This window comes from Actinomadura opuntiae, assembly GCF_030283205.1.
Classification (GTDB): Bacteria; Actinomycetota; Actinomycetes; order Streptosporangiales; family Streptosporangiaceae; genus Spirillospora.
The window spans coordinates 76,617-103,273 of the sequence record NZ_JASNWF010000021.1 but is presented as its reverse complement, the minus strand read 5'-3'; the positions used below and the strand labels follow the sequence as shown (position 1 = coordinate 103,273).

The 26,657-nt window shown below is 74.8% G+C and carries 26 protein-coding genes; 16 read left to right on the top strand and 10 right to left on the bottom strand.

Features of this window, described 5'->3' with window-relative positions:
• Nucleotides 1-19 precede the first annotated feature (19 nt).
• Genes QP089_RS37270 through QP089_RS37260 form a run of 3 tightly spaced genes read left to right on the top strand, consistent with a single transcriptional unit; the run spans nt 20 to nt 1,910 of the window.
• Nucleotides 20-952: a hypothetical protein gene (locus tag QP089_RS37270; RefSeq protein WP_285918401.1), complete on the top strand. Its 933-nt coding sequence runs from the start codon at nt 20-22 to the stop codon at nt 950-952.
• A 12-nt stretch (nt 953-964) separates the two neighbouring features.
• Complete coding sequence (locus tag QP089_RS37265) at nt 965-1,297, top strand: hypothetical protein (RefSeq protein WP_285918399.1); 333 nt, start codon at nt 965-967, stop codon at nt 1,295-1,297.
• A 10-nt stretch (nt 1,298-1,307) separates the two neighbouring features.
• Entirely contained in the window at nt 1,308-1,910 is a 603-nt protein-coding gene (locus QP089_RS37260; RefSeq protein ID WP_285918397.1) for a GNAT family N-acetyltransferase, read from the top strand.
• On the opposite strand, the gene metF is transcribed toward QP089_RS37260, so the two are convergent.
• Complete coding sequence (metF, locus tag QP089_RS37255) at nt 1,847-2,782, bottom strand: methylenetetrahydrofolate reductase [NAD(P)H] (RefSeq protein WP_285918396.1); 936 nt, start codon at nt 2,780-2,782, stop codon at nt 1,847-1,849. The two genes, QP089_RS37260 and metF, sit on opposite strands and share 64 nt — an antisense overlap.
• A gap of 182 nt (nt 2,783-2,964) precedes the next feature.
• Between metF and QP089_RS37250 the strand changes: the two genes are divergently transcribed.
• From QP089_RS37250 to QP089_RS37235, 4 genes are all read left to right on the top strand, one after another.
• Nucleotides 2,965-4,074 (top strand): polyprenyl synthetase family protein, encoded by a 1,110-nt coding sequence (locus tag QP089_RS37250; protein WP_285918394.1) that lies wholly within the window; start codon nt 2,965-2,967, stop codon nt 4,072-4,074.
• A 107-nt stretch (nt 4,075-4,181) separates the two neighbouring features.
• A complete protein-coding gene (locus QP089_RS37245; protein WP_285918393.1) occupies nt 4,182-4,724 on the top strand; it encodes a carboxymuconolactone decarboxylase family protein in 543 nt (180 codons plus the stop codon).
• The gene (locus QP089_RS37240) at nt 4,724-6,904 is read left to right on the top strand and encodes a glycoside hydrolase family 3 C-terminal domain-containing protein (RefSeq protein WP_285918392.1); all 2,181 of its coding nucleotides are present in this window, start codon (nt 4,724-4,726) and stop codon (nt 6,902-6,904) included. Before QP089_RS37245 ends, QP089_RS37240 begins: the two co-directional genes overlap by 1 nt.
• A gap of 86 nt (nt 6,905-6,990) precedes the next feature.
• Entirely contained in the window at nt 6,991-8,142 is a 1,152-nt protein-coding gene (locus QP089_RS37235) for a serine/threonine-protein kinase (RefSeq protein ID WP_285918390.1), read from the top strand.
• Between the two features lie 76 nt (nt 8,143-8,218).
• On the opposite strand, the gene QP089_RS37230 is transcribed toward QP089_RS37235, so the two are convergent.
• From QP089_RS37230 to QP089_RS37215, 4 genes are all read right to left on the bottom strand, one after another.
• The gene (locus QP089_RS37230; RefSeq protein ID WP_285918388.1) at nt 8,219-8,380 is read right to left on the bottom strand and encodes a hypothetical protein; all 162 of its coding nucleotides are present in this window, start codon (nt 8,378-8,380) and stop codon (nt 8,219-8,221) included.
• Between the two features lie 67 nt (nt 8,381-8,447).
• Nucleotides 8,448-9,119 (bottom strand): thiamine phosphate synthase, encoded by a 672-nt coding sequence (thiE, locus tag QP089_RS37225; protein WP_285918386.1) that lies wholly within the window; start codon nt 9,117-9,119, stop codon nt 8,448-8,450.
• A 94-nt stretch (nt 9,120-9,213) separates the two neighbouring features.
• A complete protein-coding gene (locus QP089_RS37220; RefSeq protein ID WP_208245516.1) occupies nt 9,214-9,597 on the bottom strand; it encodes an Rv2175c family DNA-binding protein in 384 nt (127 codons plus the stop codon).
• 69 nt (nt 9,598-9,666) lie between these two features.
• A complete protein-coding gene (locus tag QP089_RS37215) occupies nt 9,667-10,890 on the bottom strand; it encodes an NAD(P)/FAD-dependent oxidoreductase (protein WP_285918383.1) in 1,224 nt (407 codons plus the stop codon).
• Between the two features lie 212 nt (nt 10,891-11,102).
• Between QP089_RS37215 and thiO the strand changes: the two genes are divergently transcribed.
• The 6 genes from thiO (at nt 11,103) to QP089_RS37185 (ending at nt 17,263) form a co-directional block, all read left to right on the top strand.
• Nucleotides 11,103-12,227, top strand: a complete 1,125-nt coding sequence (thiO, locus tag QP089_RS37210; protein ID WP_285918381.1) for a glycine oxidase ThiO — start codon at nt 11,103-11,105, stop codon at nt 12,225-12,227.
• A 16-nt stretch (nt 12,228-12,243) separates the two neighbouring features.
• A complete protein-coding gene (gene thiS / locus QP089_RS37205; protein WP_285918379.1) occupies nt 12,244-12,444 on the top strand; it encodes a sulfur carrier protein ThiS in 201 nt (66 codons plus the stop codon).
• Between the two features lie 3 nt (nt 12,445-12,447).
• The gene (locus QP089_RS37200) at nt 12,448-13,239 is read left to right on the top strand and encodes a thiazole synthase (RefSeq protein WP_285918377.1); all 792 of its coding nucleotides are present in this window, start codon (nt 12,448-12,450) and stop codon (nt 13,237-13,239) included.
• A 163-nt stretch (nt 13,240-13,402) separates the two neighbouring features.
• Complete coding sequence (locus QP089_RS37195) at nt 13,403-14,389, top strand: DMT family transporter (RefSeq protein WP_285918375.1); 987 nt, start codon at nt 13,403-13,405, stop codon at nt 14,387-14,389.
• 36 nt (nt 14,390-14,425) lie between these two features.
• Nucleotides 14,426-16,369 carry a Stk1 family PASTA domain-containing Ser/Thr kinase gene (pknB, locus tag QP089_RS37190; RefSeq protein ID WP_285918373.1) on the top strand — a complete coding sequence of 648 codons (1,944 nt, stop codon included), beginning with the start codon at nt 14,426-14,428 and terminating at the stop codon, nt 16,367-16,369.
• Nucleotides 16,370-16,411: 42 nt separating this feature from the next.
• Entirely contained in the window at nt 16,412-17,263 is an 852-nt protein-coding gene (locus QP089_RS37185; RefSeq protein WP_285918371.1) for a deoxyribonuclease IV, read from the top strand.
• A gap of 676 nt (nt 17,264-17,939) precedes the next feature.
• On the opposite strand, the gene QP089_RS37180 is transcribed toward QP089_RS37185, so the two are convergent.
• The 5 genes from QP089_RS37180 to QP089_RS37160 form a co-directional block, all read right to left on the bottom strand.
• Nucleotides 17,940-19,658, bottom strand: a complete 1,719-nt coding sequence (locus QP089_RS37180) for a sodium/solute symporter (protein WP_285918369.1) — start codon at nt 19,656-19,658, stop codon at nt 17,940-17,942.
• The gene (locus QP089_RS37175; RefSeq protein ID WP_285918367.1) at nt 19,655-20,149 is read right to left on the bottom strand and encodes a hypothetical protein; all 495 of its coding nucleotides are present in this window, start codon (nt 20,147-20,149) and stop codon (nt 19,655-19,657) included. Before QP089_RS37175 ends, QP089_RS37180 begins: the two co-directional genes overlap by 4 nt.
• Nucleotides 20,136-20,933 carry a LytR/AlgR family response regulator transcription factor gene (locus tag QP089_RS37170; protein ID WP_285918365.1) on the bottom strand — a complete coding sequence of 266 codons (798 nt, stop codon included), beginning with the start codon at nt 20,931-20,933 and terminating at the stop codon, nt 20,136-20,138. The genes QP089_RS37175 and QP089_RS37170 overlap by 14 nt, the downstream gene beginning before the upstream one ends.
• Before the next feature lie 76 nt (nt 20,934-21,009).
• The gene (locus tag QP089_RS37165) at nt 21,010-22,347 is read right to left on the bottom strand and encodes a histidine kinase (RefSeq protein WP_285918363.1); all 1,338 of its coding nucleotides are present in this window, start codon (nt 22,345-22,347) and stop codon (nt 21,010-21,012) included.
• Between the two features lie 118 nt (nt 22,348-22,465).
• Nucleotides 22,466-23,089, bottom strand: coding sequence for a sulfite oxidase-like oxidoreductase (locus QP089_RS37160; RefSeq protein WP_285918361.1), 624 nt, complete (start codon nt 23,087-23,089; stop codon nt 22,466-22,468).
• Nucleotides 23,090-23,369: 280 nt separating this feature from the next.
• Here QP089_RS37160 and aroF point away from each other — a divergent pair, with 280 nt between their 5' ends.
• From aroF to QP089_RS37145, 3 genes are all read left to right on the top strand, one after another.
• Nucleotides 23,370-24,410 (top strand): 3-deoxy-7-phosphoheptulonate synthase, encoded by a 1,041-nt coding sequence (gene aroF / locus QP089_RS37155; protein ID WP_285918360.1) that lies wholly within the window; start codon nt 23,370-23,372, stop codon nt 24,408-24,410.
• A 262-nt stretch (nt 24,411-24,672) separates the two neighbouring features.
• On the top strand, nt 24,673-25,647 hold the full coding sequence (locus tag QP089_RS37150; RefSeq protein ID WP_285918358.1) for a DMT family transporter: 975 nt from the start codon (nt 24,673-24,675) through the stop codon (nt 25,645-25,647).
• 50 nt (nt 25,648-25,697) lie between these two features.
• Nucleotides 25,698-26,624 (top strand): DUF5954 family protein, encoded by a 927-nt coding sequence (locus tag QP089_RS37145; RefSeq protein WP_285918357.1) that lies wholly within the window; start codon nt 25,698-25,700, stop codon nt 26,622-26,624.
• Nucleotides 26,625-26,657 lie beyond the last annotated feature (33 nt).

The window sequence follows — 26,657 nt, the reverse complement described above, 5'->3', positions numbered from 1 at the left end:
GTGACGTCCGGGAGGGGCGATGAGCGCTCAGATGCGCACGGGCCCGGCCGCGCGCGACCCGGAGTTCCGGGGCATCGACCCGCCCGCGCTGGACCAGGTGATCCGGCAGCTGCGCGACGCGCAGGCGGCGATCTCCGGCTGGCTGAACGGGCACCGCCCGCCGGCCGGGGTGTCGCAGGCCGGGTACCGGCAGGCCGACGAGGTCGCGCACTGGGCCGCCGCGCAGCTCGGGATGCTGACGCGGCGGTACAACTTCGCGGTCACCCACCCCGACGCGGGCGGCGGGGTGGACGCCCCTCCCGCACCCGCGCCGGCGCCGACGCCTCCTCCGACGAAGGCGCCCGGCCCGGGCGGGACGCCTTCTCCGGTGCGTCCGCCGCGCCGGACGTCCCCGGTGCGCAAGGTCGCGCCGACGCCTCGGGGCGCCGGCGACCTCGGCGGCTACCCGGACCGCCCGGCCGCGCAGAAGGCCGCGAGGGCGGACGCGCTGGCCGTCGCCGCCGCCGTCCAGGGCGGCCGGGCCGTCCCGGACGCGGTCTGGAAGCGGCTGAAGGCCGACGCCCGCGACCCCGACTACACCGAGACGCTGTACGAGCGCCTCGGCCCCGTCGGCGCCGCCGGCCTGGTCGAGGCGGCGCACGGCGACGCGGCGCGGCTGAAGGTGATCGAGGAGTCGCTCGGCACCTCCAGCCACCATCTGGCGATGGACGTGACGTGGCTGCGCGCCTTCCTCGCCGAGGCCGACCGCGCCGGGGTGCGTCCGGCGGCCGTCCAGGTGGTCACCGAGGCCGATATGAGCGGCAGGACCCGCGAGGCCATCGCCAGGCTCCATCTGGACCCGGTGATGCACACGCAGTCCGCTCCCGCGCGTCCGGGGAGCGGACCGGGCCACGGCGCGCCCGGCGGCACGGACGCACCGAGCCACAGCAGCACGCCCAGCAACGTCGCCTGATGTGAGGTCGCCATGGCCGCTCCGCCGCCTCCGGGGAGCCTGCCCCCGCCGTACACCGCCGCGGGCGCGGCCCAGCTGTCGCCCACCGAGCAGCCGAACCCCGAGTACGAGCGGCTGTACCGCGCCTACGCCGACGCCTACGGCAGCATCGACCAGGTGCGGCGGGCCCTGGACGCGCCCGCGCGGACGCTCGGCTCGTCCGACGCGTGGCTGGGCCCGGAGGCGCGCGAGTGGGGCGCCCAGCTCGACTCCCGGCGCGGGACGCTGAGGAAGGCCGCCGACCGGATCCTGTGGGACATCTACGACCGGCTGTCGTCCACGCAGCGGACCACCCCGCGGGTCTAGTCTCTTCCGGGTGAGGGACCCGAAGCTGCGCGAGATCGACGAACGCGCCTTCCTACGGCGGCTCAACCCCATGCTCGAGGTGTACCGGGCCGCGATGGAGCCGCCGGAGGAGCAGTTGCCGGGCCGGCACACCATCATGGAGCGGCACGCGTCGTACCCGTCGTTCCGCGCGTTCGTCGCGGAGCGGCGCGCCGCGCTGCCCGGCCTGCCGGGACCGGTCCACGGGTTCGCCTACGGGTTCCGCGGGACGCGCGGGCAGTGGTGGCACGACGTGGTGTACCAGGCGCTCATCGACGTCGGCGGCGCCGCGCACGCCGAGTCGTGGATGGACGACTCGTTCGAGGTGGCGGAGCTGCACGTGCACCCTCAGGCGCAGGGACGGGGGCTCGGGCGGGCGCTGCTGACGGCGCTGTGCGAGGGCCGTCCGGAGCGGACGGTCGTGCTGTCGACGCTGGACCGCAGGCCCGAGACGCCGGCCCGCCGGCTGTACCGCTCGGTCGGCATGGTGGACCTGCTGACCGACTTCGAGTTCCCCGGCGGCGGCCCCCGCTACGCGGTCATGGGCGGGACGCTGCCCCTGGCGCCGTACCCGCCGGACTCCAGCAGCCCGTAGACCTCGCGCGTGGCGGTCGACTGGTTGAAGGTGATGAAGTGGATGCCGGGCGCGTCCTGCTCGAGCAGGTCGCGGCACAGGTCGGCGGCGTGCTCGATGCCGAGCCGCCGCACCGCCTCCGGGTCGTCGGCGACGGCGTCGAAGCGGGCCCTGACCTCGGGCGGGAACGGCGCGCCGGACAGCTGCTCGGACCGCTCGATGGTGCTGTACTTGGTGACCGGCATGATGCCGGGGATGATCGGCGTCTCGCAGCCCACGGCGGCGACCCGGTCGCGCAGCCGGAAGTAGTCGTCGGCGCGGAAGAACATCTGCGTGATCGCGTAGTCGGCGCCGGCGCGGCACTTGTCGACGAAGAAGCGGGTGTCGCTCTCGATGTCGGGCGAGCGCGGGTGCTTGTAGGGGAACGCGGCGACGCCGACGCAGAAGTCGCCGTAGGAGCGGATCATGCGGACGAGCTCGGCGGCGTACTCGACGCCCTCGGGGTGCTTGACCCACTCCCCCGTCGGGTCGCCGGGCGGGTCGCCGCGCAGCGCGAGCACGTTGCGGACGCCGGCGGCGGCGAACCGGCCGATCAGGTTGCGCAGCTCGGCCTGGGAGTGGTTCACGGCGGTGAAGTGCGCGACCGGGGTGAGGGTGGTGTCGGTGGCGATCCGCTCGACGATGTCGACGGTCGTGTCGCGGGTGCCGCCGCCCGCCCCGTAGGTGACCGACACGAACGTCGGGTGCAGGGGCTCCAGCTCGCGGATCGTACGCCACAGGTTCCGGACGCCCTTGTCGGTCTTGGGCGGGGAGAACTCGAACGAGAAGGACCGCTCGCCCGAGGCCAGCAGGTCGCGGACGGTCGGGGGCCGGTCGGGACGTACGGGTCGCATCCCCCAAGCCTACAGGCGGGCCCGGCCGGGGACCCGCCCGCCGCCGGGCCGGGCGGCCGGCTCCATTACGGGTGATCCTGCACACGTCCACACCAACGTAATGCCTCTATTTCCTGTGATCGACTGACATATCCCCCGATAGCTGGCGGGTGGATTCCGTCCGGCTGGATACGATCGCGGGCATGTCGAGGCTGCCTGCGGGAGGACGACCCCCCGCATCCCCCGGATCGCCCGGCTCGCCCTGGAGCCGCATCCGCAAGGAGGTCGACGAGGCGCTGCTGGCCTTCGTCGACCGCCAGCGCCCCGGCCTGCTGTCCATCAGCGACGACCTCGGGCCGCTGCTGTCGGCGCTGGACGCGCTGCTGGAGGGCGGCAAGCGGCTGCGTCCGGCGTTCTGCTACTGGGGGTGGCGCGCGGCGGACGGCGGAACCGACGACCCCGCGATCGTGCACGCGGCGGCGTCCCTGGAGCTGCTGCAGGCCAGCGCGCTGATCCACGACGACGTGATGGACTCCAGCGACACCCGGCGCGGGCAGCCGTCGGTGCACCGCCGGTTCGAGGCGCTGCACCACGCGCAGGGCTGGCCGGGCGCCGCCGTGCCGTTCGGCGCGGGCACCGCGATCCTGCTCGGCGACCTGTGCCTGGCCTGGTCGAGCGAGATGTTCGAGACGTGCGGCCTGGACGAGGAGCGGCGCCGCCGCGGCCGGGCCGTCTACGACCTGATGCGCACCGAGGTCATGTGCGGCCAGTACCTGGACATGCTGGAGGGCACCCGCGGCCGGGCGACGGCGGAGACGGCGCTGCGGGTGGTGGAGTTCAAGAGCGCCAAGTACACGATCGAGCGGCCGCTGCACCTGGGCGCCGCGCTGGCCGGCGCGGACCCGCGGGTGACCGCCGCGCTCACCGGCTACGGCCTGCCGCTCGGCATCGCCTTCCAGCTGCGCGACGACGTGCTCGGGGTGTTCGGCGACCCCGCCGAGACCGGCAAGCCGGCCGGCGACGACCTGCGCGAGGGCAAGCGGACCGTGCTGGTCGCGCTCACGCTGGAACGCGCCACGGCGGCGCAGGCGGCGGCGCTGGAGCGCCGGCTCGGCGACCCGGGGCTGGACCGCCCCGGGGTGGACGAGGCGCGCGCGATCATCGAGGAGACCGGCGGCCTGGCGGCCTGCGAGGCGATGATCGACCGCTATCTGGACGAGGCCGGCCGGGCGCTGGACGGCGCGCCGATCGCCGGGGAGGCCCGCGACGCGCTCGCCGGCCTCGCGGTCGCCGCCACCGCGCGCCGCACCTGAACCCGGCGTCCCGCCCGCGATCGGGCGTGTGATCGAAATGTAACAATTGGGCCAAGTGAGGCCGCCGGGGTAGCACTGTCCCACCATTTGGTGGCAGAAATGTCGCCATGTGCGCAGACAACCCCGGGAACCGCGTGCCGCGCATCGCCCCGCTGCCCGAGGCGGAGTGGGACGACACGCTCAAGGCCGCGACCGCGTCGATCGGGCCGCTGAACGTCCTGACGACGCTCGGCCGCCACCCGAAGCTGTTCAGGAGCTGGATCGGCCTCGGCACGGCGCTGCTGATGAAGGGCCTGCTGGGCGACCGCGACCGGGAGCTCGCGATCATGCGCACGGCGCACCTGCGGGACTGCGCGTACGAGTGGGGGCACCATCGCCGGCTCGCACTGGCCGCGGGCCTGACCGAGACCGAGATCGCCGCGCTCCGGCTGCCCCTCGACGACCACGCGTGGGACGAGGACGACCTGATGGTGCTGACCGCGGCGGACGAGCTGAACGAGCGCAGCACGCTCACCGACGCGACGTGGGCGGCGCTGTCGGCCCGGTTCGGCGAGCGGGAGCTGATCGAGCTGGTGATGCTCGTCGGGCACTACCACATGGTCGCCTTCGCGCTGAACGCCCTGCGCGTCCAGGACGAGGAGGAGCACTGATGCGGCCCTTCACGAGGCGGGCGGGACGGCGGACGGGAAGGTGGACGCCGGCCGCGGGGGCGCTGGTGTCCGTGCTCGCGCTCGCCGCGCCCGTCTCCGCCGCGTTACCGGCGCGGGCGACGCAGACCCGGTGCGGCGACCCCGCACAGCGCCCCTGGTGCGCCACGGCGCTCGGCGCGGACCGGCGGACCGCCCTGCTGATGGCGAAGATGACCGACGACGAGAAGATCGCGATGCTCGCGTCGGACGACCCGCTGGGCGGCCCGCTCGGCGGCTTCATCGACACCGCGCACGCCGACACCAACGGCGGCATCCCTCGACTGGGCATTCCGCCGCTCTACATGGCCGACGGCCCGGCGGGCGTCCGGCAGGGCAAGGCGACCCGGCTGCCCGCGCCGATCGCGCTGGCCGCCGGCTTCGACCCGGACGCGGCGCGGCTGTACGGCGGGACGGTCGGGTGGGAGGCCAGGCACCGCGGCAACGACCTGATCTTCGGGCCGACCGTGGACGTGCTGCGCGCGCCGCGCAACGGCCGCTCGTTCGAGGGGTTCGGCGAGGACCCGTACCTGTCGTCCGGGCTGGGGGCGGCCTGGATCCGCGGCGCGCAGGCGCAGGGCGTCATGGCGTCGGTCAAGCACATGGCCGTCTACACCCAGGAGACCGACCGGCTGTCGCTGGACATGCGGGTGGACCCGCGCACGCTGCGCGAGATCTACCTGCCGCCGTTCGAGGCGGCGGTGAAGCAGGGCGGCGCGGCCACCGTCATGTGCGGGTTCGGGAAGCTGAACGGCCGCTGGGCCTGCCAGGACGACGGCGCCCTCAACAAGATCCTGCGGTCGGAGTGGGGCTTCAGGGGGTTCGTGCCGTCCGACCACACCGCCGTGCAGGACACCGTGGCCGGCGCCAACGGCGGCGTCGACATGGAGCTGCCGATCGGGATGAAGTACAACGCGTTCCTGCTCAAGCAGGCGGTCGCGCAGAAGAAGGTCACGTGGGCGACGATCGACGGGCACGTCCGCAACGTCCTGCGGACGATGTTCGCGTTCGGGGTGTTCGACCGGCCCGCCTACCCTAACGACCTGGGGAGGATCGACCGGACGGCGAGCGAGAACGCCGCGCGGAGGCTCGCCGAGGGCGGCATCACGCTGCTGCGCAACGCCGGCGGGATCCTGCCGCTGAAGTCGCCGTCGTCCATCGCGCTGGTCGGGCAGGCGGCGCGGGAGAGCCAGAGCGGATCGGGCTCGGCGAACGTCGTCCCGTTCACCTCCGTCGGCGCGCAGGACGGCATCGCCCGCCGCGCGGGCTCCGGCACCAAGGTCACCTACACCGACGGCGGGAACCGCGACGCCGCCGCCGAGGCCGCCCGCAAAGCCGACGTCGCGATCGTGTTCGCCACCGACAGCGAGGGCGAGTTCTTCGACCGGTCCTGCCTGACGCTGCAGTGCGGCGACCCGCTGCGCGGCGACCAGGACGCGCTGATCAGCGCCGTCGCCAAGGCCAACCCCAACACGATCGTGGTGCTGGAGACCGGCGGTCCCGTGCTGACGCCGTGGCGCGACCAGGTGAAGGGCATCGTCGAGGCCTGGTATCCCGGCCAGGAGGGCGGGAACGCGCTGGCCCGCGTCCTGTACGGGGACGTCGACCCGGGCGGGCGGCTGCCCGTCACCTTCCCCGCGGCCGAGAACGACGCGCCGACGGCCGGGAACCCCGCCCAGTTCCCCGGCGTGAACAAGACCACCACGTTCTCCGAGGGCGTCATGGTCGGCTACCGGCACTACGACGCCAAGCGGATCGCGCCGGCGTTCCCGTTCGGGCACGGCCTGTCCTACACCGCGTTCCGCTACAGCGGGCTCACCGCGTCGTCCACGTCGGTGCAGGTCACGGTGACCAACACCGGCCCGCGGGCGGGGACCGCCGTCCCGCAGCTGTATCTCGGGATGCCCTCGCCGGGCGTGGACGTCCCGCAGCCGCCCCGGCAGCTGAAGGGCTACGCCAAGGTCGCCCTGGCGCCCGGCGAGAGCAGGCGGGTGACGTTCCCGCTGACCGCGCGGTCGATGGCGTACTGGAACCAGGGCGCCAAGGCGTGGAAGGTCGCGAGCGGCTGCTACCAGGTCATGGTCGGCGGCTCCGAGCGCGACATCGCGCAGAAGGGGAGCTTCGGGACGTGTCCCGCCAAGTAAAGATCCGGGTTCCCCTGCCCTACTCGGCGGTCACACGGTAGAAATGAGGGATTCTTCGTCCGTCCCCGCCGAGTCGGAGTCCCCCCTTGCCGCATGACACCTCCCGCGGGAGGACGACCCCCCACAGCGCCCGTCCCGCGCCGCGCTCAGGCCAGCAGGCGCGTTCGGGCCAGCAGCCCCGCCCCGGGCAGGGCCGCGCGAGCCAGGGCCGCGGCGGCCGCCCGGCCGCGCCGCGCCCCGACCGGTCCGGGCAGAAGGGCCGGCCGGTGCAGCAGAAGCAGCGCGGGGAGCGTCCCGAACCGCGGCAGGGCAGGCGGCACGAGCGGCCGCTGCGTCCCGGCGACCCGCGCAGCATCGGCGGCTACCGGCTGCTCGGCCGGCTCGGCGAGGGCGGCCAGGGCGTGGTCTACCTGGGCCGGGACGCCGAGGGCGCGCCGGTCACGATCAAGGTCCTGCGCGGCGGCCTGGACGCCGGGGAGCGGGCGCGCGGCCGCTTCGTCAAGGAGGCGGAGGCGGCCCGCAAGGTCGCCGGGCGGCACACCGCGCGGGTGCTGGACGCCGACGTCACCGGCGACCGCCCCTACATCGTCAGCGAGTTCGTCGAGGGCCCGACGCTGCAGCGGGTCGTGGACGAGGAGGGGCCGCTGCCGGGGCCGCGGCTGCGCAAGACGGCGCTGCGCACCGCCGGGGCGCTCGCCGCGATCCACCGCGCGGGCATCGTGCACCGCGACTTCAAGCCCGCCAACGTGGTGCTCGGCCCCGACGGCGCGAAGGTGATCGACTTCGGGATCGCCCGCGCCGCCGACGCGCTGACCCGCACCGAGCCGCTCACCACCGGCCCGATCGGCACGCCCGGCTACATGGCGCCCGAGCAGATCGAGGACGAGCCGGTCGGCCCGCCCGCCGACGTGTTCGCCTGGGGCGCCGCGATGGTCTTCGCCGCGACCGGCCGGCCGCCGTTCGGCACCGGGCCGGGCGCGGCGGTGATGCGGCGGGTGACCTCCCGGCCGCCCGACCTCGGCGACATGGACGGGCCGCTGCGCGACCTGGCCGCCCGCTGCCTGGACAAGAACCCGGCGGCCCGGCCCACCGCGCCGCAGCTCGTCCGCGCGCTGCGCGAGGGGCAGGGTCCGGCGCCCCGGCCGCGGCCCACCCGCATCCCGCGCTACCGGTGGCGGATGATGCTGGCGCTCGCCGCGGTGATCATCGCCGGGTTCGTGCTGGGCGTGCTGTTCTAGCGGCGCTCACCAGAGCTCACCGGTGCGCTGGTCACCAGTGCAGGGCTCACCAGTGCGGGGCTCACCAGTGCAGGGCTCACCAGTGTGGTGGGCGCTCGTCCAGCAGCCGCGCGTCGTCGTCGCCGTCGCCGCGCCACTCGCCCCATCCGGTGTCGGTGTCGTCGGCGGTCTGGTCCGGCAGGATCTCCAGGTCGTCGCCCAGGTCGACCGGCCGGTCGTCGTCGGGTCCCACGGTCATGATCCCATTGTCGGTCATCGGGCGCACCGCCCGCACCGTGATCCCCGTCGCCGCTCGCCAGCCCCGCTCAGGCGGCCGCCAGGCGGCGGGCGAACTCCGCGGCGGCGGCGCCCGGGTCGCCGGCCTCGGTGATCGCCCGGACCACCACGACGCGCTCGGCGCCGGCGTCCAGCACCTCGCCGAGGTTGGCCAGGTCGACGCCGCCGATCGCGAACCAGGGTCGCGGCTGGCGCTGCGCCGCCACGTACTCCAGCAGCTTCGGGCCGGGCGCGGGGCGTCCCGGCTTGGTCGGCGTGGGCCACACCGGGCCCGCGCAGAAGTAGTCCACGCCCGGCTCGGCGGACGCCGCCGACGCCTGCTCGTCGGAGTGCGTGGACCGGCCGATCAGCACGTCCCCGCCGACGATCTCGCGGGCGGCCGGCACCGGCAGGTCGTCCTGCCCGAGGTGCAGCACGTCCGCGCCGACCGCGCGGGCGACGTCGGCGCGGTCGTTGACCGCCAGCAGCGCCCCGTGCCGCTCGCACGCCGCCCGGAACACCTCCAGGTACGCCATCTCCTGCCGGGCCTCCAGGCCCTTCTGGCGCAGCTGGACGATGTCGACGCCGCCGCCCAGCACCGCGTCCAGGAACGCGGGAAGGTCCCCCTGCCGCTCCCTCGCGTCCGTGCAGAGATAGAGGCGGGCGCGGCTGAGCCGGGCGCGCAGCGCCACGGCCCGTTCGTTCGGGATGTGCCTGGACACGGTGGGGGCGGTTTCCTTTCGCGGGGCGGGCACGGGTCGCGGGGCCACGCACGGCGGCGTGGCCCCGCGGGCGGATGCTCCGTGGTCGTGCCGGTCAGAATGCCAGGGCCTGGGCGCGGCGGCGCACCTCGGTCCCCCGGTTCTCGCTGAGCGCCTGGACGGGCGTGCCGGGCAGCGTGTCGTCGGCGGTGAACAGCCAGCGGACGGTCTCGACCTCGTCGAAGCCGGCGTCCGACAGCAGCGTCAGCGTGCCGGGCAGGCCCTTGATGACCTGGCCGTCGCGGATGAACGCCGCCGGCACCATCGGCTCGCCGCCGCGGCGGACCGCGAGCAGCTTGCGCTCGCTGATGAGCTGCTTGATCCGGCTGGTCTTGATGCCGAGCCGCTCCGCCGTCTCCCGGAGGGAGAGCCAGTCGCCGGCGAGGGCGTCGGTGCGGGGGTCCAGTGCGCTGTCAACGGTTGCGTGCGTCTGGGTCACGCCTCCTTGCTACCACGCCTTCGGAAGCCGCAAACCCCCCGCGCAGCCGTTACCGCCGGTCACCGTCCGCTACCCGCGAACGGCCTGGCGGACGGGCACGTCGGGGTCCGCGATCGCCTCCGGATCGACGGGCGTCCCGGCCGCGATCACCCGCCTCGCCTGCACCAGGTCGCGGGGCCGGTCGACGGTCAGGATCGCGTCCAGCCGGTCGCCGGTCAGCCACGCCACCGCCCACTTGCGGCCGGACGGGTCGCCGCGGTGCACGAGCCGCTCCGAGCGCGCGTGGTTCCCGGCGTACTGCACCATCCGGCCGAACTGCTCGGACCAGAAGTAGGGGGCGGCGTCGTAGGCCGCGTCCTGGCCGAGCAGGGTGGCGGCGGCGACGTCGGGAGCGTTGAGGGCGGTGTCCCAGTGCTCGACGAGCAGCCGCCGCCCGTACCGCTGCGACCACCAGGCGGCGCAGTCGCCGACCGCGACGACGTCGGGGCGGACGGTGCCGTCCTCGTCGTCGGTGACGGTGCGGAACGAGCCGTCGGTGACGACGCCGCGCTCCAGCAGCAGGCCGGAGCCGTCCAGCCAGCCGAGCGCGGGTCGCACGCCGATGCCGACCACGACCTCGTCGGCGCCGATCCGCTCGCCGCCGTCCGGGCCGGCGAGGGCGAGGCCGCCGTGCTCGACCGCGGCGACCTTGACGCCGGTGCGCAGCTCGACGCCCGCCTCGGCGTACCAGGGGGCGGTGAGCGCGCCGATCTCGGGGCCCATCGCGACCGCGAGCGGGGTGTCGGCGGCCTCGACGACGGTGACGGCGCAGCCCTTCTTCGCCGCCGTCGTGGCGACCTCGGCGCCGATCCAGCCGGCGCCGACGATGACGATCCGGGCGCCCTCGGTGAGCCGGCCGCGCAGGTCGCGGGCGTCCTCGATGGTGCGCAGGACGTGCTGGCGGCCGTCGCCGGGCAGCGTGACCGGCTCCGCCCCGGTCGCGATCACCAGGCCGTCGAAGGGCAGGTCGCCCGCGGTGGTGGCGACGGTGCCGCCGCGTCCCGGCGCGTCCAGGCGCAGGCCGGTGGCCCGCTCGCCGAGCAGCAGGTCGCAGCGGAGCGCGTCCCAGTCGGCGTCGACGGTCGTGTCGTCGGAGTCCCCCGCCAGCACCGCCTTCGACAGCGGCGGCCGGTCGTAGGGCATGTGCCGCTCGGCCGAGACGAGGGTCAGCGCGCCCCCGTAGCCCTTGCTCCTCAGTGCCTCGGCGGCCCGCACGCCCGCCAGCCCGCCGCCCACCACGATGACCCTGTTCATGGGCGCCCACCCTAACGGGCCCGTCCGCAGGGAGTTGGACTGGTGTCCAGACAGCCGGTCCCGGGCCGTTGGCCGTATGGTGGAAGGGGAGAACCGCACATCTACAACACAACAGGGCGCGGGAGTCCGGTGCGACCGGGCTGAGAGGGCGGCTGAGCGGGCCGCCGACCGCCACGACCTGATCCGGATCATGCCGGCGAAGGGAGCGCGCAGTGCGAATCGTGATCATCGGGGCCGGGGTCATCGGGCTGGCCACCGCGTGGCGGGCCGCGCAGGGCGGCGCCGCCGTGACCCTGGTCGACCCGGCGCCCGCGAGCGGCGCGTCGTCGGTGGCGGCCGGCATGCTCACCCCGGTCAGCGAGCTGACCTACGGCGAGGAGCCGCTGCTGCGCCTCGGCCTGGCCTCCCGCGACCGCTACGGCGCGTTCGCCGCCGAGCTCGCCGAGGCCACCGGCCTGGAGACCGGCTACCGCGACGACGGAACGCTCCAGGTCGCGTTCGACTCCGACGACCTGAAGATCCTGGACGACCTGCGCGCCTTCCAGGAGGAGCTCGGCATCCCCGTCGAGCCGCTGAGCGGCCGCGAGTGCCGCAGGGCCGAGCCGATGCTCGCGCCCGGCGTGCGCGGCGGCCTGCTCGCCCCCGAGGACGGCTCGGTCGACCCGCGTCGGCTCGCCGCGGCGCTGCTGGCGGCGGGCGAGCGGCTGGGCGTCCGGCTGGTGCGGCGGCGGGCGCGGGGCGTGCTCGTCGAGCACGACGCCGCCGCCGGGGTCCGGCTGGACGACGGCACCGAGATCGGCGCGGACAGGGTGCTGCTGGCCGCCGGGCCGTGGTCGGGCGACCTGGAGGGCCTGCCCGCCGGGACCGTTCCACCCGTCCGGCCGGTCAAGGGCCAGGTGATCCGGCTCCGCACGCCGGTGCCGTTCCTGCGGCGCACCACCCGCGGCGTGGTGCGCGGCTCGTCGGTGTACCTGGTGCCGCGAGCGGACGGCGAGATCGTCATCGGCGCGACGCAGGAGGAGCTGGGCTTCGACACGCGCGTCACCGCGGGCGGCCTGTGGGAGCTGCTGCGGGACGCCCGCGAGCTGCTGCCCGGCATCACCGAGCTGGAGTTCGCCGAGGTCAACGCCGGGCTGCGGCCCGGCTCCCCGGACAACGCGCCGCTGATGGGCCCCACCGCGCTGCCCGGCCTCCTCCTCGGCACCGGGCACTTCCGCAACGGCGTCCTGCTCGCGCCCGTCAGCGCCGACGCCCTGGCCGCGATGCTGCTGGACGGGCCCGTCCCGGACGTGGCCGCCCCGTTCTCCCCCGCCCGCTTCGCCCCCGAGCCGCAGTGATGAAGGTCGTGCAGAAATGAAGATCACCGTCAATGGAGAGCCGCGCGAGCTGCCCGACGGCGCGTCGGTGGCGCAGGCCGTCGCGTCGGTGACCACCGCCGCGTCCGGGGTGGCCGCCGCGCTGAACGACGAGGTCGTCCGGCGGTCGGCGTGGGAGGCGACGACGCTGCGCGAGGCGGACCGCCTCGAGGTGCTGACCGCGGTACAGGGAGGCTGACCGGTGACACGGGACACGACGAACGAGACCGACGCCCTGGTGATCGCCGGCGAGGAGATCGGCTCGCGGCTGATCATGGGCACGGGCGGCGCGCCCAGCATGCACGTGCTGCGCGAGGCGCTCACCGCGTCGGGGACGGCGCTGACCACGGTCGCGATGCGGCGGGTCGACCCGTCCGCGCGCGGTTCGGTGCTGGACGTGCTCGCCGACTGCGGCATCCGGGTGCTGCCGAACACCGCGGGCTGCTTCACCGCCGGCGAGGCCGTGCTGACCGCGAAGATGGCCCGCGAGGCCCTCGGCACCACCTGGGTCAAGCTCGAGGTGATCGCGGACGAGCGGACCCTGCTGCCGGACCCGATCGAGCTGGTCGAGGCCGCCGAGCAGCTCGTCGACGACGGCTTCACCGTGCTGCCCTACACCAACGACGACCCGGTGCTCGCGCACCGGCTGGAGCAGATCGGTTGCGCGGCGGTCATGCCGCTCGGCTCGCCGATCGGGTCGGGGCTCGGCATCCGCAACCCGCACAACATCGAGCTGATCGTCGAGCGGGCGGAGGTCCCGGTGATCCTGGACGCGGGGCTCGGCACCGCCTCCGACGCGGCGCTGGCGATGGAGCTGGGCTGCGACGCGGTGCTGCTGGCGACCGCCGTGACCCGCGCGCAGTCCCCGGCCCGGATGGCGGCGGCGATGCGGCACGCCGTCGAGGGCGGCCGGCTGGCGCGGCTGGCGGGCCGGATCCCCAAGCGCCGCTACGCGCAGGCGTCCTCGCCCTTCGAGGGCCTCGCCTCGCTCTGACCCGGGCCCGGCTGAAGCAACGCTAAAGCTTCGGCTGAAGAAATATTCGCTGGACCTGAACGGTGGGCGTCCCCAGACTGAGGGGCGTCCACCGAAGGCCCGCCCGCAACCGCGCACGGCCCTTCGGTGTTCCTGGAAACGTTCCGACCCTAAGGTGCGTGACATGCAACAGGGCAGTGCCCGGCGAACGGGCGTCGACCGGCTCGCCGTCGCGGCGGCGGCCGTCACGGTCGTGCTGTGGGCGTCGGCGTTCGTCGCGATCCGCAGCGCCGGCGACGAGTACGGGCCCGGCGCCCTCGCCCTCGGCCGGCTCCTGTCCGGGACCGTCGTCCTCGCCGCGTTCTGCCTCGTCCGGCGCGAGGGCCTGCCGCCGAGGGGCGCCTGGCCCGGCATCGTCGCCGCGGGCGTGCTGTGGTTCGGCGCCTACATGGTCGCGCTGAACTGGGGCGAGCGGCTCGTGGACGCCGGCACCGCGGCCCTCGTCGTCAACATCGGCCCGATCCTGATCGCGCTGCTCGGCGGCTGGCTGCTCAAGGAGGGGTTCGCGCCCCGGCTGCTGGCCGGCATGGCGGTCTCGTTCGCGGGCGCCGCCGTCGTGGGGCTGTCGATGTCCGGGGACGGGAGCGCCTCGGTCGGCGGCGTGCTGCTGTGCCTGGTCGCCGCCGTGACCTACGCGTTCGGCGTCGTCAGCCAGAAGCCCGCGCTCCGGCACGCCTCGCCGCTGCAGTTCACCACGTGGGCCTGCGCCATCGGCGCCATCGCGTGCCTGCCGTTCGCGCCGCAGCTGGTCTCGCAGGCCGCGCACGCCCCGGCCGGCGCGACCCTGAACATGGTCTACCTCGGCGTCTTCCCCACCGCGATCGCCTTCACCACCTGGGCTTACGCGCTGGCCCGCACGTCCGCCGGGAAGATGGGCGCCACCACCTACGCGGCGCCCGCGCTCGTGGTGGCGATGTCGTGGCTGTTCCTCGACGAGGTGCCCGGGCTGATCACGCTGGCCGGCGGCGTCCTGTGCCTGGCCGGCGTCGCCGTCTCCCGCAGCACCCGCGGCCTCCGCCGCGCCGCTCCGGCCGTCCCGGCGGACCCCGTGGCGGCGGCCGCCGCCGCCGGATCCGACCCGGGGCTCATCGATGCTCATACTCCCGAGTGATGAGAACATCCGTCATTCGCCCGTAAACTCGCACCGATGGACACGTCGGTTGCAGATCCACTCGTCGGGCAGGTGCTCGACGGGCGCTACCGCATTGAGTCCCGGATCGCGCGCGGCGGCATGGCCACCGTGTACGTGGCCCGCGACATCCGGCTCGACCGCACGGTCGCGATCAAGGTGATGCACGCCGGGCTCGCCTCCGACGAGGACTTCGTCGCCCGCTTCATCGGCGAGGCCAAGGCCGCGGCGGCGCTCTCCCACCCCAACGTCGTCGCCGTCTACGACCAGCGCTCCGACGGCGAGCACGTCTTCCTGGTGATGGAGTACGTCCCCGGCCGGACGCTGCGCGACGCGCTCACCGAGCTCGGCCGGCTCGGCCCGCGCTCCGCCCTGGAGGTCATGCAGCCGGTGCTGGCGGCCCTCGGCGCCGCGCACCGGGCCGGGCTGGTGCACCGGGACGTCAAGCCGGAGAACGTGCTGATCTGCGAGGACGGCACGGTCAAGGTCGCCGACTTCGGGCTCGCCCGGGCCGAGACCGCGAGCAAGATGACCAAGACCGGCATGATCATCGGCACGGTCGGCTACCTCGCGCCGGAGCAGGTGATGGCCGGCCGCGCCGACGTCCGCTCCGACGTCTACGCCGCCGGGATCATGCTGTTCGAGCTGCTCACCGGGCGGCTCCCGCACGTGGCCGACACGCCGCTCGCGGTCGCCTACAAGCACGTCAACGAGGTCGTCCCGCCGCCGTCCGGCGTCGTGCCGGGCATCCCGCGGCGGGTGGACGAGCTGGTCACCGACGCCACGGCCCACGACCCGTCCCGCCGGCCGGAGGACGCCAACCAGTACCTCGCGGAGGTCGCCGAGGTCTACGGCGGGCTGCCGCGCGACTTCGACCGCCGGATGGAGGAGGCGTCCCGCAACGCCACCAGCGTGCTGGAGTCGCCGCCCCCGGCGCCGCCGCAGGGCCGCACCGCCGTCATGGACGCGAGCACCCTGCCGCCCGAGACGCTCCCGGGGGGCCGGGTCCCGCGCTCCCGCACCGACCGGGCGCTCGGCGCGCTCACCGGCAAGTACGTGCTGATCGCCATCGGCGCAATCGCCGCGGTGATCCTCGGCTGGGCCGTCTGGTACCAGACGTCCGGCCAGTACGACCACGTCCCGTCCCAGATCATCGGGATGAAGGTCGCGGACGCCCAGCGCGAGCTCGACCACGCCGGCCTGGACGTGCGGGTCGCCACCGCCGTCTACGACGACCACGTCCACAAGGGCATGGTCGCCAGGAGCGACCCGCCCGCCGGGGCCCGCGTCGCCAAGGGCGAGACCGTCACGCTGACACCGTCCAAGGGCATCACGCCCCGCGAGATCCCGGACGTGTCGGGCAAGTCGCTCGACGACGCGAAGCAGGCCCTGCAGAGCAAGGGCTTCACCGTCGGCAGGACCAGCACCGCGCCGTCCCAGCGGGTCGGCAAGGGCAAGGTCATCGGCACCGATCCGGACGCGGGCGAGAAGCTGTCCCCCGACAAGCCCGTCGACGTCGTCGTCAGCAGCGGCATGTCGATGCCGAACGTCGTCGGCGACGACGGCGACACGGCCGCCAACCAGCTGCGCTCGATGGGCCTGAACGTCAAGGTCACGAAGAAGAAGGTCGACGGCAAGCCCGCCGACACCGTGATCAGCCAGGACCCGTCCGAGGGCACCGGCGTGTCCCGCGGCGACGACGTCACCCTCGTGGTCAACGAGCGCGACTGCCTGGTGAACGTCGGCGGGGTGCACATCGGCTGCAACGACGGCGACCCGCAGCAGAACATCCCGGTCCCGAACGTGACCGGCCGCAGCGTCCCGGACGCCAGGAAGGCCCTGGAGGACTCCGGGTTCCAGGTGAACGTCACCGGCTTCGGCGGCAACACCGTCCGGTTCCAGAGCCCGAGCGACGGCGAGGCGCCGCGCGGCTCCACCGTCACCCTGGTGAAGGGCCCCTGACCGGCCCGTCCACCCGCGCCCGGCGACTAGGCTGGACGGGCTATGACCGCACCGCAGAGCCCCGTCGGGGCGCATGTTCCCGTGGCCGGCGGGCTCGCCACCGGCGGCCTGAAGTACGCCGCCGAGATCGGCGCCGAGGCGATCCAGGTGTTCGTCTCCAACCCGCGCGGCTGGGCGCTGCCCGAGGGCAGGCCGGCCGAGGACGCCAAGCTCCTCGCGCGCACCGACGTGCCCGTCTACGTGCACGCCCCGTACCTGGTCAACTTCGGCTCGCCCAGCGAGGAGACCCTCGCCAAGTCGATCTCGACCGTCCGGCACTCCCTGGTCCGGGGCCGCGCGATCGGCGCCCGCGGCGTGGTCGTCCACACCGGCTCCGCCGTCAGCCAGAGCTACGACGCGGCCATGGCCCAGATCCACGAGCACGTGCTCCCGCTGCTGGAGGAGATCCCCGAGGACGGCCCCGACCTCCTCCTGGAGCCGATGGCGGGCCAGGGAAAGATGCTGTGTGCGAAGGTCCAGGACCTCGGCCCGTTCTTCGAGCGGCTCGAGCACCATCCGAAGCTCGGCGTCTGCTTCGACACCTGCCACGCGTTCGCCGCCGGCCACGACCTCGCCGCCCCCGGCGGCGTCAAGGACACCATCGACGCGCTGGTCGCGACCGTCGGCGAGGGCCGCCTGAAGCTGGTCCACGCCAACGACTCCAAGGACGCCTGCGGCTCCGCCAAGGACCGCCACGAGAACATCGGCGCCGGCCAGATCGGCGAGCGCCCGTTCGGCGACCTCCTCCGCCACCCCGCCGCGGCCGGCGTCCCCCTCATCATCGAGACCCCCGGCCGAGCCCCCGCCCCCCACGCCAAAGACATCACCACCCTGAAAACCCAAAGAGGCGACTAGCGGACGACCCCAGCCGGAGGCATCAGCCACAACGGACCGCCAGACGATCGTCCGTAACCCAAGCCCCCAACGACCGGAACGTTGCGATCGCGTGCGAAGCCAGATTCGAGCGAAGCAAGAATCTGATCGCGAAGCGAGGCCCCCAGGGCCGAGTCGAAGCGATGCAGCGATCGCCGCATTGCCCGCCGAAGGAAGGCCCTCTAGGGCCTGACGCCAAGGGCAATGCAATAAATAGGACTCGGGCGCCGCTGAACAACCCCCCGACTGTCCAACGGCGCCCGAGCCACAGGTCGTCGGGTCCCACCCCCCCGGTACGGGACCCGGCGACTCACGATCCGGCGTTCGACTGGCGTTCGCCGGATCTCCGGATTTGCTTTTGTGGGAGGTTTCGCGGCGGTGGACGGTGGGGCCGTCCGGTCCGTCGCCCGCTCCTCCGGAGCGGTGTGGCGTGTGGTGCCACTGAGAACACTAGAGGTCTGATGCCTCCGTTCGGCACCCGGGAAGCACAAGGCTCGGTAAACGGTTCGTAGTCATAGATGTGCGGAGAGTAGTTGCACGGCGGGCGGTCGGTTTCGCGCGACGAGCGGGCGCGGCGGTGTCCAGGAACGGTCCACACGGCGGTGAGCGGTTCCGAAGGAAAATCACGGGACGGTGTCGCGTCCGGTTCGCCGGGTTCTCAGCGGGCGGCGGCGTGTTCGGGGAGGTGCAGCCGGGCCATGGCGCGGTCCGTGCGGCGGGGGGCGCGGCGGCGGGTGAGCAGCGACACCGCGATCATGGCGGCGAACGCGGCGGGGGCGACGGCGAGGGTGGGCTGGGCGAGCAGTGCCGCGGCCCAGCCCGTCCGCGGGGCGGACGCGAGCCGGGTGACGCCGGCGGCGACCGCGAGCCCGCCGCCGGTGACGACGCCGGCGCAGGCTCCGGCGGCGGTGAGGCCGCGCCACCAGATGCCGAGGACGAGCAGCGGGCACAGCGAGCACGCCGACACGCACAGCGCGGTGGTGACGAGGTCGGCGGCGTCGTGCGGGGCGATGCCGGGGAGCGCGGCGAGCGGCGCGGCCAGCGCGAGCACCACGCCGATCCGGAACGCGGTGACGCCGTCGCGGTGCCGCATCCGCTGGGTGACCGTCCCGGCGATGGCCATGACGAGCCCGCAGGAGGTGGAGATGAACGCGGCGAACGCGCCGGCGGCGACGACGCCGGTCAGCAGCGCGCCGGCGGGGCCGGGGGCCGCCCTGCCCGGGAGCAGCAGGATGGTGGCGTCGATGTCGCCGGTCATCAGCAGTTCGGGGGTGTAGAGGCGGCCGAGCGCCCCGTGGACGGCCGGGAAGACGTAGAAGAGCGCGAGCAGGCCGGGGACGAGCGCGGCGGTGCGGCGAGCGGCCCGTCCGCAGGTGTTGGTGTAGAAGCGCATCAGGATGTGGGGCAGGCCCATCGTCCCGAGCAGGACGCCCAGGAGCGTCGAGTAGGTGGTGTAGGCGCCGTGGCCGGCCGCGCGGCCGAACGGCGCGGGCCACGTCCCGTCCTGGCGGGCGGGCAGCCGTTCGGCGCGCGGGACGGCCGCGCCGCGCGGGAACACCAGTTCGGTGCCCGCGCCGAGGGTGTGGCGGCCGGGGGGCAGCGGCACCGCGGCGGCGTCGTGGCGGGCGCCGTCGACGCGTCCCGTGGTGGTGACGGTCACGGCGGCGGGGACGGTCACCGCGGTGCCGGTGCGGACGTGGACGCGCGTGGCGTGCTCGAAGCGCATGGGCCGGTCCGCGGTGGGGGCGCCGGGTGCGTGGAGGTGCCAGCAGGCCAGCAGCGCGACGGCGGGGATCGCGACGGCGAGCAGCTTCACCCAGAACTGGACGGCCTGGACGGCGGTGATGCCGCGCATGCCGCCGGAGGCGACGAGGGCGAGCGCCACCGCGACGATCACGGCCCAGCCGGTCCACACGGGCGCTCCGGTCAGGACCCGCAGCGTCACGCCGGCGCCCTGGAACTGGGGCAGCAGGTAGAACCAGCCGACGAAGCAGACGCAGCAGGTGACGGCGCGGCGGACGGCCCGCGATCCGAGCCGCCATTCGGCGAAGTCGGAGAGCGTGTAGGCGCCCGAGCGGCGCAGCGGGGCGGCCACGAACGCCAGCAGCAACACGTACCCGGCGGTCGCCCCGATCGGCAGCCACAGCATGTCGGCGCCGTAGGCGAGGATGAGCCCGGCGGTGCCGAGGTAGGCGGCGGCGGAGATGTACTCGCTGCCGATCGCGGTGGCGTTCCACAGCGGGCTGACGCCGCGGGAGGCGACCAGGAAGTCGGCGGGGGTGCGGGCGGCGCGGCGGCCGTGCAGTCCGAGGGCCGCCGTCAGCGCCAGCACGACGGCCAGGGCGGTGAGCGCGGCCGGCACCGCCGGGGCGGTCACCGACGGCCCGCCGGCCTCGTGAGGTCGCGTTCGGCGCGTTCGGCGCGGCGCAGGTGCCGGAGGGCGGCGAGCATCCACAGCGGCTGGACGACGAGGACCGGCAGCAGCCACGACAGCGGGACGCCGAACGGCCGGATCCGGCCGAGGCCCGGCGCCAGGACGGGCAGCGCCGGGACCGCCGCCGCCACGGCCAGCACGATCGCGGCGGTCTCCAGCGCGATCCGCAGCTGCGCCCTGACGAGCGCCCGCACATCGGGCGGCCCGTCCGCGCGCGCGGCGGTGTGCGGATCGGCCGCGTCCGGCGCCGGCTCCGCCCCGTCCAGGCCGGGACGTGGGCGTGGGGCCGGGGCGGCCGCGGCGGTATCGGGTGGGTCGGCGTCGGGGGCGTCCTGGCCCGCGGTGTCGGAGGCGGCCGGGCCGCCGCCCGCGCGCCGGGCGGGGGCCGCGGGCGGGCCGGGGAGCGCCGTGCCGCGCGGGTCAGCCGCCGTCATGGCCGCCGCCGTCCCCGGCGCCCTCCGGCGCGTGGTGGAACCTGCGCACCAGCAGGTCGCGGACCTCGCGGGTGTGCCGGCGGCTCACCGGCAGCAGCGCGTCGCCGATCTGCACGGCGGCCCGCCCGCCGTCGAAACGCAGCTCGGTGATGTGCGCGGACGCGACGAGCGTGCTGCGGTGGATCCGGATGAACCCGGCGCCCTCCCACCGCTTGGTCAGCGCCGTCAGCGGCATCCGCACCAGGTAGCCGCCGTCGGCGGTGTGCAGCCGGACGTAGTCGCCCTGCGCCTCCACGTGCGTGACGGTCCGCCGCGACACCAGCCGGGTGCGGCCGCCGAGCTCGACCGGGATCATCTCGTCGTCGGCGCCGGCGCCCGGGGCGTCCTCGCCCGGCGGGCCGGTCCAGCGCGCCGCCCGCGCGACCCGCCGGACCGCCTCGGCGAGCCGCTCGGGCCGGACCGGCTTCAGCAGGTAGTCGAGCGCGCCGAGCTCGTAGGCGGTGACGGCGCAGTCGTCGTGCGCGGTGACGAACACCACGTGCGGGGGCGCGGCGAAGCCGGTCAGCAGCCGGGTGAAGTCCAGGCCGTCGAGCCCGGGCATCCGGATGTCCAGGAACACCGCGTCCAGGCGCTCGCCCTCGACGAGCATCCGGCTGAGGTCGCGCAGCGCCGACGAGGCGTCCTCCGCGCCGGTGACCCGCCCGATCCTCGGGTCCTCGCGGAGCAGATGGGTCAGCTCCTCCAGGGCGGGGCGCTCATCGTCGACGGCCAGGACGTGAAGCATGAGGGCGACTTTGCCGCGATTACCGTCTGTCCGCAATCGATTCCAAAAAGTGAGTGAGCCGCGGCGGTGGGGCCGCTCAGTCCGGAAACACGCCCGGACGGTACTTCGGAACGCGCAATCTGACCTTGGTTCCGGCGCCGAGCGCTGTCTCGACGGTCAGGCCGTACTCCTCTCCGTAGACCTGGCGCATCCGCTCGTCGACGTTGGCGAGCCCGATCCCGCCGCCGCGCCGGTCGGGGGTGGCGACGCTCCCCCATCCGGTGGGGCCGGGCCGGCCGACCGGGGCGGCGAGGATCTCCTGGAGCCGTTCGGGGTCCATGCCGACGCCGTCGTCCTCGACGCTGATCGCCGCCTCGGCACCGGAGTCGCGCGCCACGATCGAGATGTGCAGCGGGCCGCGGGTGCCCTTCATGCCGTGCCGGATCGCGTTCTCCACCAGCGGCTGCAGGGCCAGGAACGGGACGGCGACCGGCAGCACCTCGGGCGCGACCTGCACGTCGAACCGGAGCCGCTCGCCGAACCTGGCCCGCTCCAGCAGCAGGTAGCGGTCGATGGAGCGCAGCTCGTCGGCGAGCGTGGTGAAGTCGCGCGGGTTGCGGAAGGAGTAGCGGGCGAAGTCGGCGAAGTCCAGCAGCAGGCCGCGGGCGCGCTCGGGGTCGGTGCGGACGAACGAGGCGATCGTGGTCAGCGAGTTGTAGACGAAGTGCGGGGAGATCTGCGCGCGCAGCGCCCGCATCTCGGCCTCGGCGAGCCGGATCCGGGCGGCGTCCAGCCCGGCCAGTTCCAGCTGGCCGGTGACCAGCCGGGCCGCCTCGCCGACGGCGCGGACGCGCGCGGTGGACGGCCCCGTCCAGTAGGCGGCGAGCGCGCCCTCGACGCGTCCCTCGATGGTGAGCGGCGCGACCATGGCGACCCGGATGCGGCACAGCGGGTCGTGGCAGCCGAGCAGTTCCGGGGGGATCACGCGGGGGCGGCCGGAGGCGAGCACCGGCAGCGTGTGCCCGACGGCGTCGGCGGCGTGCCCGTCGCGGCCGGCGCCGTCCCAGGCCAGCAGCCGGGGGGCGGGCTCGCCGTCCGCCGCGTCGCGCTCCTCGCCGGGGTCCTCGAGATACGGATCGTCGTCGGCGAAGGGGTCGTCGTCACCGGCCGGGACGCCGACGAACGCGACGGCCTCGGCGCCGAGCAGCGCCCGCAGGGGACGGGCGGCCTTGCGGGCCGAGTCGGGGGTCAGCCCGGCCCGCAGCGGCGGCGACAGGCGGGCGATGGTGTGCAGGGCCGCGAACGCGGCCTGCTCCGCCGGGCCGGCGGGGCCGCGGCGCGGGAGCCGCAGCCGCCCGCGCAGCGCGACGGCTGCCGCGGCGGCGCCCGCGGCGAGGGCGCCCGCCAGAATGTCCGCGACGGACGGTAGGACCATGACAACGTACGGTAACGGTTGTCTTCCGCTCGGGACGGCGTGTTGCCGATTTACGACGGTGTCCGACGCGCCCTCGCCGGCCGGCGCTCCCCCGCGGTCACAGGGGCGGGGCCTGCGGTCACAGGGGCGGGGCCTGGCCCTCGTCCTCCTGGTAGGAGTACCGCTGCTCCGACCAGGGATCGGCGACGTTGTGGTAGCCGCGCTCCTCCCAGAACCCGCGGCGGTCCTTGACCAGGTACTCCACGCCGCGGACCCACTTCACGCTCTTCCACGCGTACAGGTGCGGGACGACGATCCGGGTCGGGAACCCGTGGTCGGGGGTGAGCCGCTCCCCGTCGTGGTGGGTGGCGAACATCGTCCCGTCGGCGAGGAAGTCGCTCATCCGGATGTTGGCGCTGTAGCCGTACTCGGCCCACACCATCACGTGCGTGACGTCCGGCGCGGGCGGCGCCAGCTCCACGATCGCGGTGCCGGGGACGCCCTCCCACCGGTTGCCGGGGATCGTGAACTTGGTGACGCAGTGGAAGTCGGAGACGGCCCGCGCCTTCGGCAGCGCGTCGAACTCCTCCCAGCTCCACCGGTGCTGCTCCCCCGACGCGGTCGCGCCGAAGACCCGGAAATCCCAGTCCTTGGGACGGAACTTCGGGACGGGTCCGTAGTGCAGGACCGGCCAGCCCCGGGGGACGTACTGGCCGGGCGGCAGGTCCCGCGGCTGCGGTGCGGGCTGTTCGGGGTGGGACATGACGCGGCCATCCTGCCATCCGGCGTGAGCTGAGCCATATTCGGGGGGCTCGCGGGACTGCGCTCCCCGCATCGGCTACGCTGATGTCCGTGCGCAACACCGTGTATTTCTTCTGGTTCGACCAGCCCGGGCGGCTGGTCTGCCAGACGTTGCGCTGACAGACCACAAGACGAGAGCCCCGGGCCCCATCGGCCCGGGGCTCTCGTCGTTTCTGCAGGGCCGCCCGCGGGATCCGGCCGGGATCCCGCGCGGTCCGCGTGATGGAGAGAGGCAGCACACCATGGTCGTCGTCATGGGCCCGGAGGCCACCGAAGCCGATATCCAGGCCGTCGTCTCGCTGGTCGGGACGGCGGGGGGCGAGGCGTTCGTCAGCCGCGGCGTGGAACGGACCATCGTCGGGCTCGTCGGCGACGTCCAGCAGTTCGGCTCGCTGAACCTGCGCGCCATGCGCGGCGTCCGCGACGTGGTGCGGATCTCGGTGCCCTACAAGCTCGTCAGCCGCGAGCACCACGCCGAGCGCTCGGTGGTGCGGGTCGGCGGCGTGCCGATCGGCCCCGGCACGATGACGCTGATCGCCGGCCCGTGCGCGGTGGAGACCCCGGAGCAGACGCTCGGCGCGGCGCAGATGGCGCAGGCGGCGGGCGCGACCCTGCTGCGCGGCGGCGCGTTCAAGCCGCGCACCTCCCCGTACGCCTTCCAGGGCCTCGGCGAGGCCGGCCTGCGGATCCTCGCGGACGTGCGGGAGGAGACGGGCATGCCGATCGTCACCGAGGTGGTGGACGCCGGGGACGTCGACCTCGTCGCGTCCTACGCCGACATGCTGCAGATCGGCACCCGCAACGCGCAGAACTTCTCGCTGCTGCAGGCCGCCGGCGAGGCCGGCAAGCCGGTGATGCTCAAGCGCGGCATGAACGGCACGATCGAGGAGTGGCTGATGGCCGCCGAGTACGTCGCGCAGCGCGGCAACCTCGACATCGTGCTGTGCGAGCGCGGCATCCGCACGTTCGAGAAGGCCACCCGCAACACCCTCGACATCTCCGCGGTCCCGGTGGCGCAGCGCCTGTCCCACCTGCCGGTGATCGTGGACCCGTCGCACTCGGGCGGCAGCCGCGACCTGGTGCTGCCGCTGACCCGCGCGGCCGTCGCGGTCGGCGCCGACGGCGTGATCATCGACGTGCACCCGCACCCGGAGACCGCGCTGTGCGACGGCCCGCAGGCCCTGGTGGACGGCGACCTGCGCGAGCTCGCCAAGCTCGTGCGCGACCTGCCTCCCATCGTCGGCCGCACCCTGACCGCGGCCCCCGGCCCCGTCCTCGCCTGACCCCTGCCGTCGACGTGCGGCGAGCCGTCGCTGTGACGCGGCTCATGACTCCGGCTCGCCGCAGCCCCACCGGTGTTACGGCGCTGGTACGGTCGTCGGCATGGCGTACTGGACCCCTGACCTCGGACCGCCTCGCTCCTGACGGGGCGCGGTGACGGAACCCCACGAGTCCTGACGGACCGGCGCACCCGCGCCCGGCCCGCGTTCTCCTGCGCCCCGGATCCGGATCTTCTCTTCCGATTCGAGCCCAGGAGCACCCACCGTGTCACTGCACACGTCCAGAACGTCCAGAACCTCCAAGCGGCGCCTCTCCGCGCCCTCCCGGCGCCCGCGCGGCGGCGACGCCGACATCCTGCTCGCCGCGTCCCTGTGGGGCACGACCGGGACGGCCCGCACCTTCGCCGGCGGCGGCGCCTCCAGCGTCTCCGTCGCCGCCGCCCGGATCGTCATCGGCGGGCTGCTGCTGCTCGCGCTCGCCGCGCTCACCCGCCGCGACGGCCTGCGCCGCCTCCTCACCGGCCGCCGCGACCGGGCGCTGCTCGCCCTCGGCGCCGTGGCGGTCGCCGTCTATCAGACCGCGTTCTTCGTCGCGGTGACCCGGACCGGCGTGGCCGTCGGCACCGTCGTCACGATCGGCAGCGCCCCCGCGTTCACCGGGCTGATCGGCCTGGCGACGCGCCGCGCGGTCCTCACCCGCCGCTGGACGCTCGCGACGGCGGGCGCCGTCGCCGGCTGCGCCCTGCTCGTCGGCGCCGGGCACGGCTCCGGCGTCGAACCGGCGGGCATCGCGCTGGCGCTGCTGTCCGGGCTGTCGTACGCGGTGTACGCGACGGCCGCGTCCGTCCTGATCATCCGCGGCGAGGACGACCGGGCGGTCGCCGGGGCGCTGTTCGGCGGCGCGGCGGTGCTGCTGCTGCCCGTCCTGGCGGCCGGGTCCGCCGGGTGGCTGCTCACCGCCTCCGGCGCGGCGACCGCGCTCTATCTCGGCGCCGTCACCACCGGCCTCGGCTACGTGCTGTTCACGCGCGGCCTGCGCGGCACGCCCGCCACGACCGCGACGACGCTGACGCTCGCCGAGCCCGCCGTCGCCGCGGTCCTCGGCACGGCGGTGCTCGGCGAGCACCTCGGCGCGGTCGCCTGCGTCGGCCTCGCCCTGCTCGCCGCCAGCCTCGTCGTGCTCGTCGCGCCCGTCCGGCGCCCGCGAAAGCACGGGAACCGCGGCGGCCGGAGCGACTAATTGGTCTGAACCACTCGCCAGAACGGGAGGCGGCGAGGATGATGTCCGGCATGACGATGGGCGATGGCGACGCCGGGGGCCGGCTGTTCCCGGAGGACCTCGACGGCGTCGACCCGGTCGCCGCCGTGATGCTGGCGGACGCCTGCCGGTCCCTCGCCGCCTACCCCGACCTGGTGGCGGTCGGCGCGCTGTTCACCGCCGCCGAGCGGGTCGGCGGCGGCTGGCAGGTCGTCTGCCCGCCCGACCCGCTGCCGCAGGGCGCCCGCGAGCTGCTCGCCGACCATCTCGACGACCTCGCCGCCCCGCTGGACGGCGCGGCCGCGGACGGGTTCCGGCGGGCGGCGGACGCGCTGCGGTCCGGGCCGTGCGACGCGGTGACGGCGGACGGCCGCCGGTTCGCGATCGTCCGGGTCGAGCAGCTGGTGCGGACCGGCCCGGACGGCCCCGAGCCGCCCCGCCCGAGCGACCCCGACCCGCGCCCCGCGTCCCTCCCCGCCTCCTACCGCCGCCCCTACGACCTGCTGTCCGACGAGGGCACCGGATCCGACCTCGCCACCGCCGAGCTGCTGTGCCAGGTGCTCGACGCGGCGGCCGGCGCCGGCAACGAGCCGTCCGGCGCGTTCCTCACCCCGGTCACGCTCGCGCCCGCGTTCACCGTCGCCGAACGCGTCCCCGCGGGACCGCCCGGGCGCAGGCGCCGCTGGCGCCCGGTCGGCCGGCTGCACGCCACCCCGCAGCGGGCCCGCGACTCGCTGATCGGCTACCTGCGCGACGTGGCGCCCGTCGTGGAGGGCCTCGCCGAGGCCCAGGCGTCCGCCTACGCCGAGGCCGCCGAACTGCTGACGGAGGAGCCCCGCCGCAACGGCATCGCCGTCGCGGGCCGCCGCTTCCGCATCGTCCGCATCGAACGCATCACCCTCATGGGCCCCAACGGCCCCGAACCACCGAGAGCCACAGACTTCGACACCCGTATTTGATTGCAGTGCCCTTGGCGTCGGGCGCTGGGGCGC

Coding starts and splice junctions, on each gene's coding strand:
- QP089_RS37270 (WP_285918401.1), top strand. CDS start 20: ATGAGCGCTCAGATGCGCACGGGCCCGGCCGCGCGCGACCCGGAGTTC.
- QP089_RS37265 (WP_285918399.1), top strand. CDS start 965: ATGGCCGCTCCGCCGCCTCCGGGGAGCCTGCCCCCGCCGTACACCGCC.
- metF (WP_285918396.1), bottom strand. CDS start 2,782: ATGCGACCCGTACGTCCCGACCGGCCCCCGACCGTCCGCGACCTGCTG.
- QP089_RS37250 (WP_285918394.1), top strand. CDS start 2,965: ATGTCGAGGCTGCCTGCGGGAGGACGACCCCCCGCATCCCCCGGATCG.
- QP089_RS37245 (WP_285918393.1), top strand. CDS start 4,182: ATGTGCGCAGACAACCCCGGGAACCGCGTGCCGCGCATCGCCCCGCTG.
- QP089_RS37240 (WP_285918392.1), top strand. CDS start 4,724: ATGCGGCCCTTCACGAGGCGGGCGGGACGGCGGACGGGAAGGTGGACG.
- QP089_RS37230 (WP_285918388.1), bottom strand. CDS start 8,380: ATGACCGTGGGACCCGACGACGACCGGCCGGTCGACCTGGGCGACGAC.
- QP089_RS37215 (WP_285918383.1), bottom strand. CDS start 10,890: ATGAACAGGGTCATCGTGGTGGGCGGCGGGCTGGCGGGCGTGCGGGCC.
- thiS (WP_285918379.1), top strand. CDS start 12,244: ATGAAGATCACCGTCAATGGAGAGCCGCGCGAGCTGCCCGACGGCGCG.
- QP089_RS37195 (WP_285918375.1), top strand. CDS start 13,403: ATGCAACAGGGCAGTGCCCGGCGAACGGGCGTCGACCGGCTCGCCGTC.
- pknB (WP_285918373.1), top strand. CDS start 14,426: ATGGACACGTCGGTTGCAGATCCACTCGTCGGGCAGGTGCTCGACGGG.
- QP089_RS37185 (WP_285918371.1), top strand. CDS start 16,412: ATGACCGCACCGCAGAGCCCCGTCGGGGCGCATGTTCCCGTGGCCGGC.
- QP089_RS37175 (WP_285918367.1), bottom strand. CDS start 20,149: ATGACGGCGGCTGACCCGCGCGGCACGGCGCTCCCCGGCCCGCCCGCG.
- QP089_RS37170 (WP_285918365.1), bottom strand. CDS start 20,933: ATGCTTCACGTCCTGGCCGTCGACGATGAGCGCCCCGCCCTGGAGGAG.
- QP089_RS37165 (WP_285918363.1), bottom strand. CDS start 22,347: ATGGTCCTACCGTCCGTCGCGGACATTCTGGCGGGCGCCCTCGCCGCG.
- QP089_RS37160 (WP_285918361.1), bottom strand. CDS start 23,089: ATGTCCCACCCCGAACAGCCCGCACCGCAGCCGCGGGACCTGCCGCCC.
- aroF (WP_285918360.1), top strand. CDS start 23,370: ATGGTCGTCGTCATGGGCCCGGAGGCCACCGAAGCCGATATCCAGGCC.
- QP089_RS37145 (WP_285918357.1), top strand. CDS start 25,698: ATGACGATGGGCGATGGCGACGCCGGGGGCCGGCTGTTCCCGGAGGAC.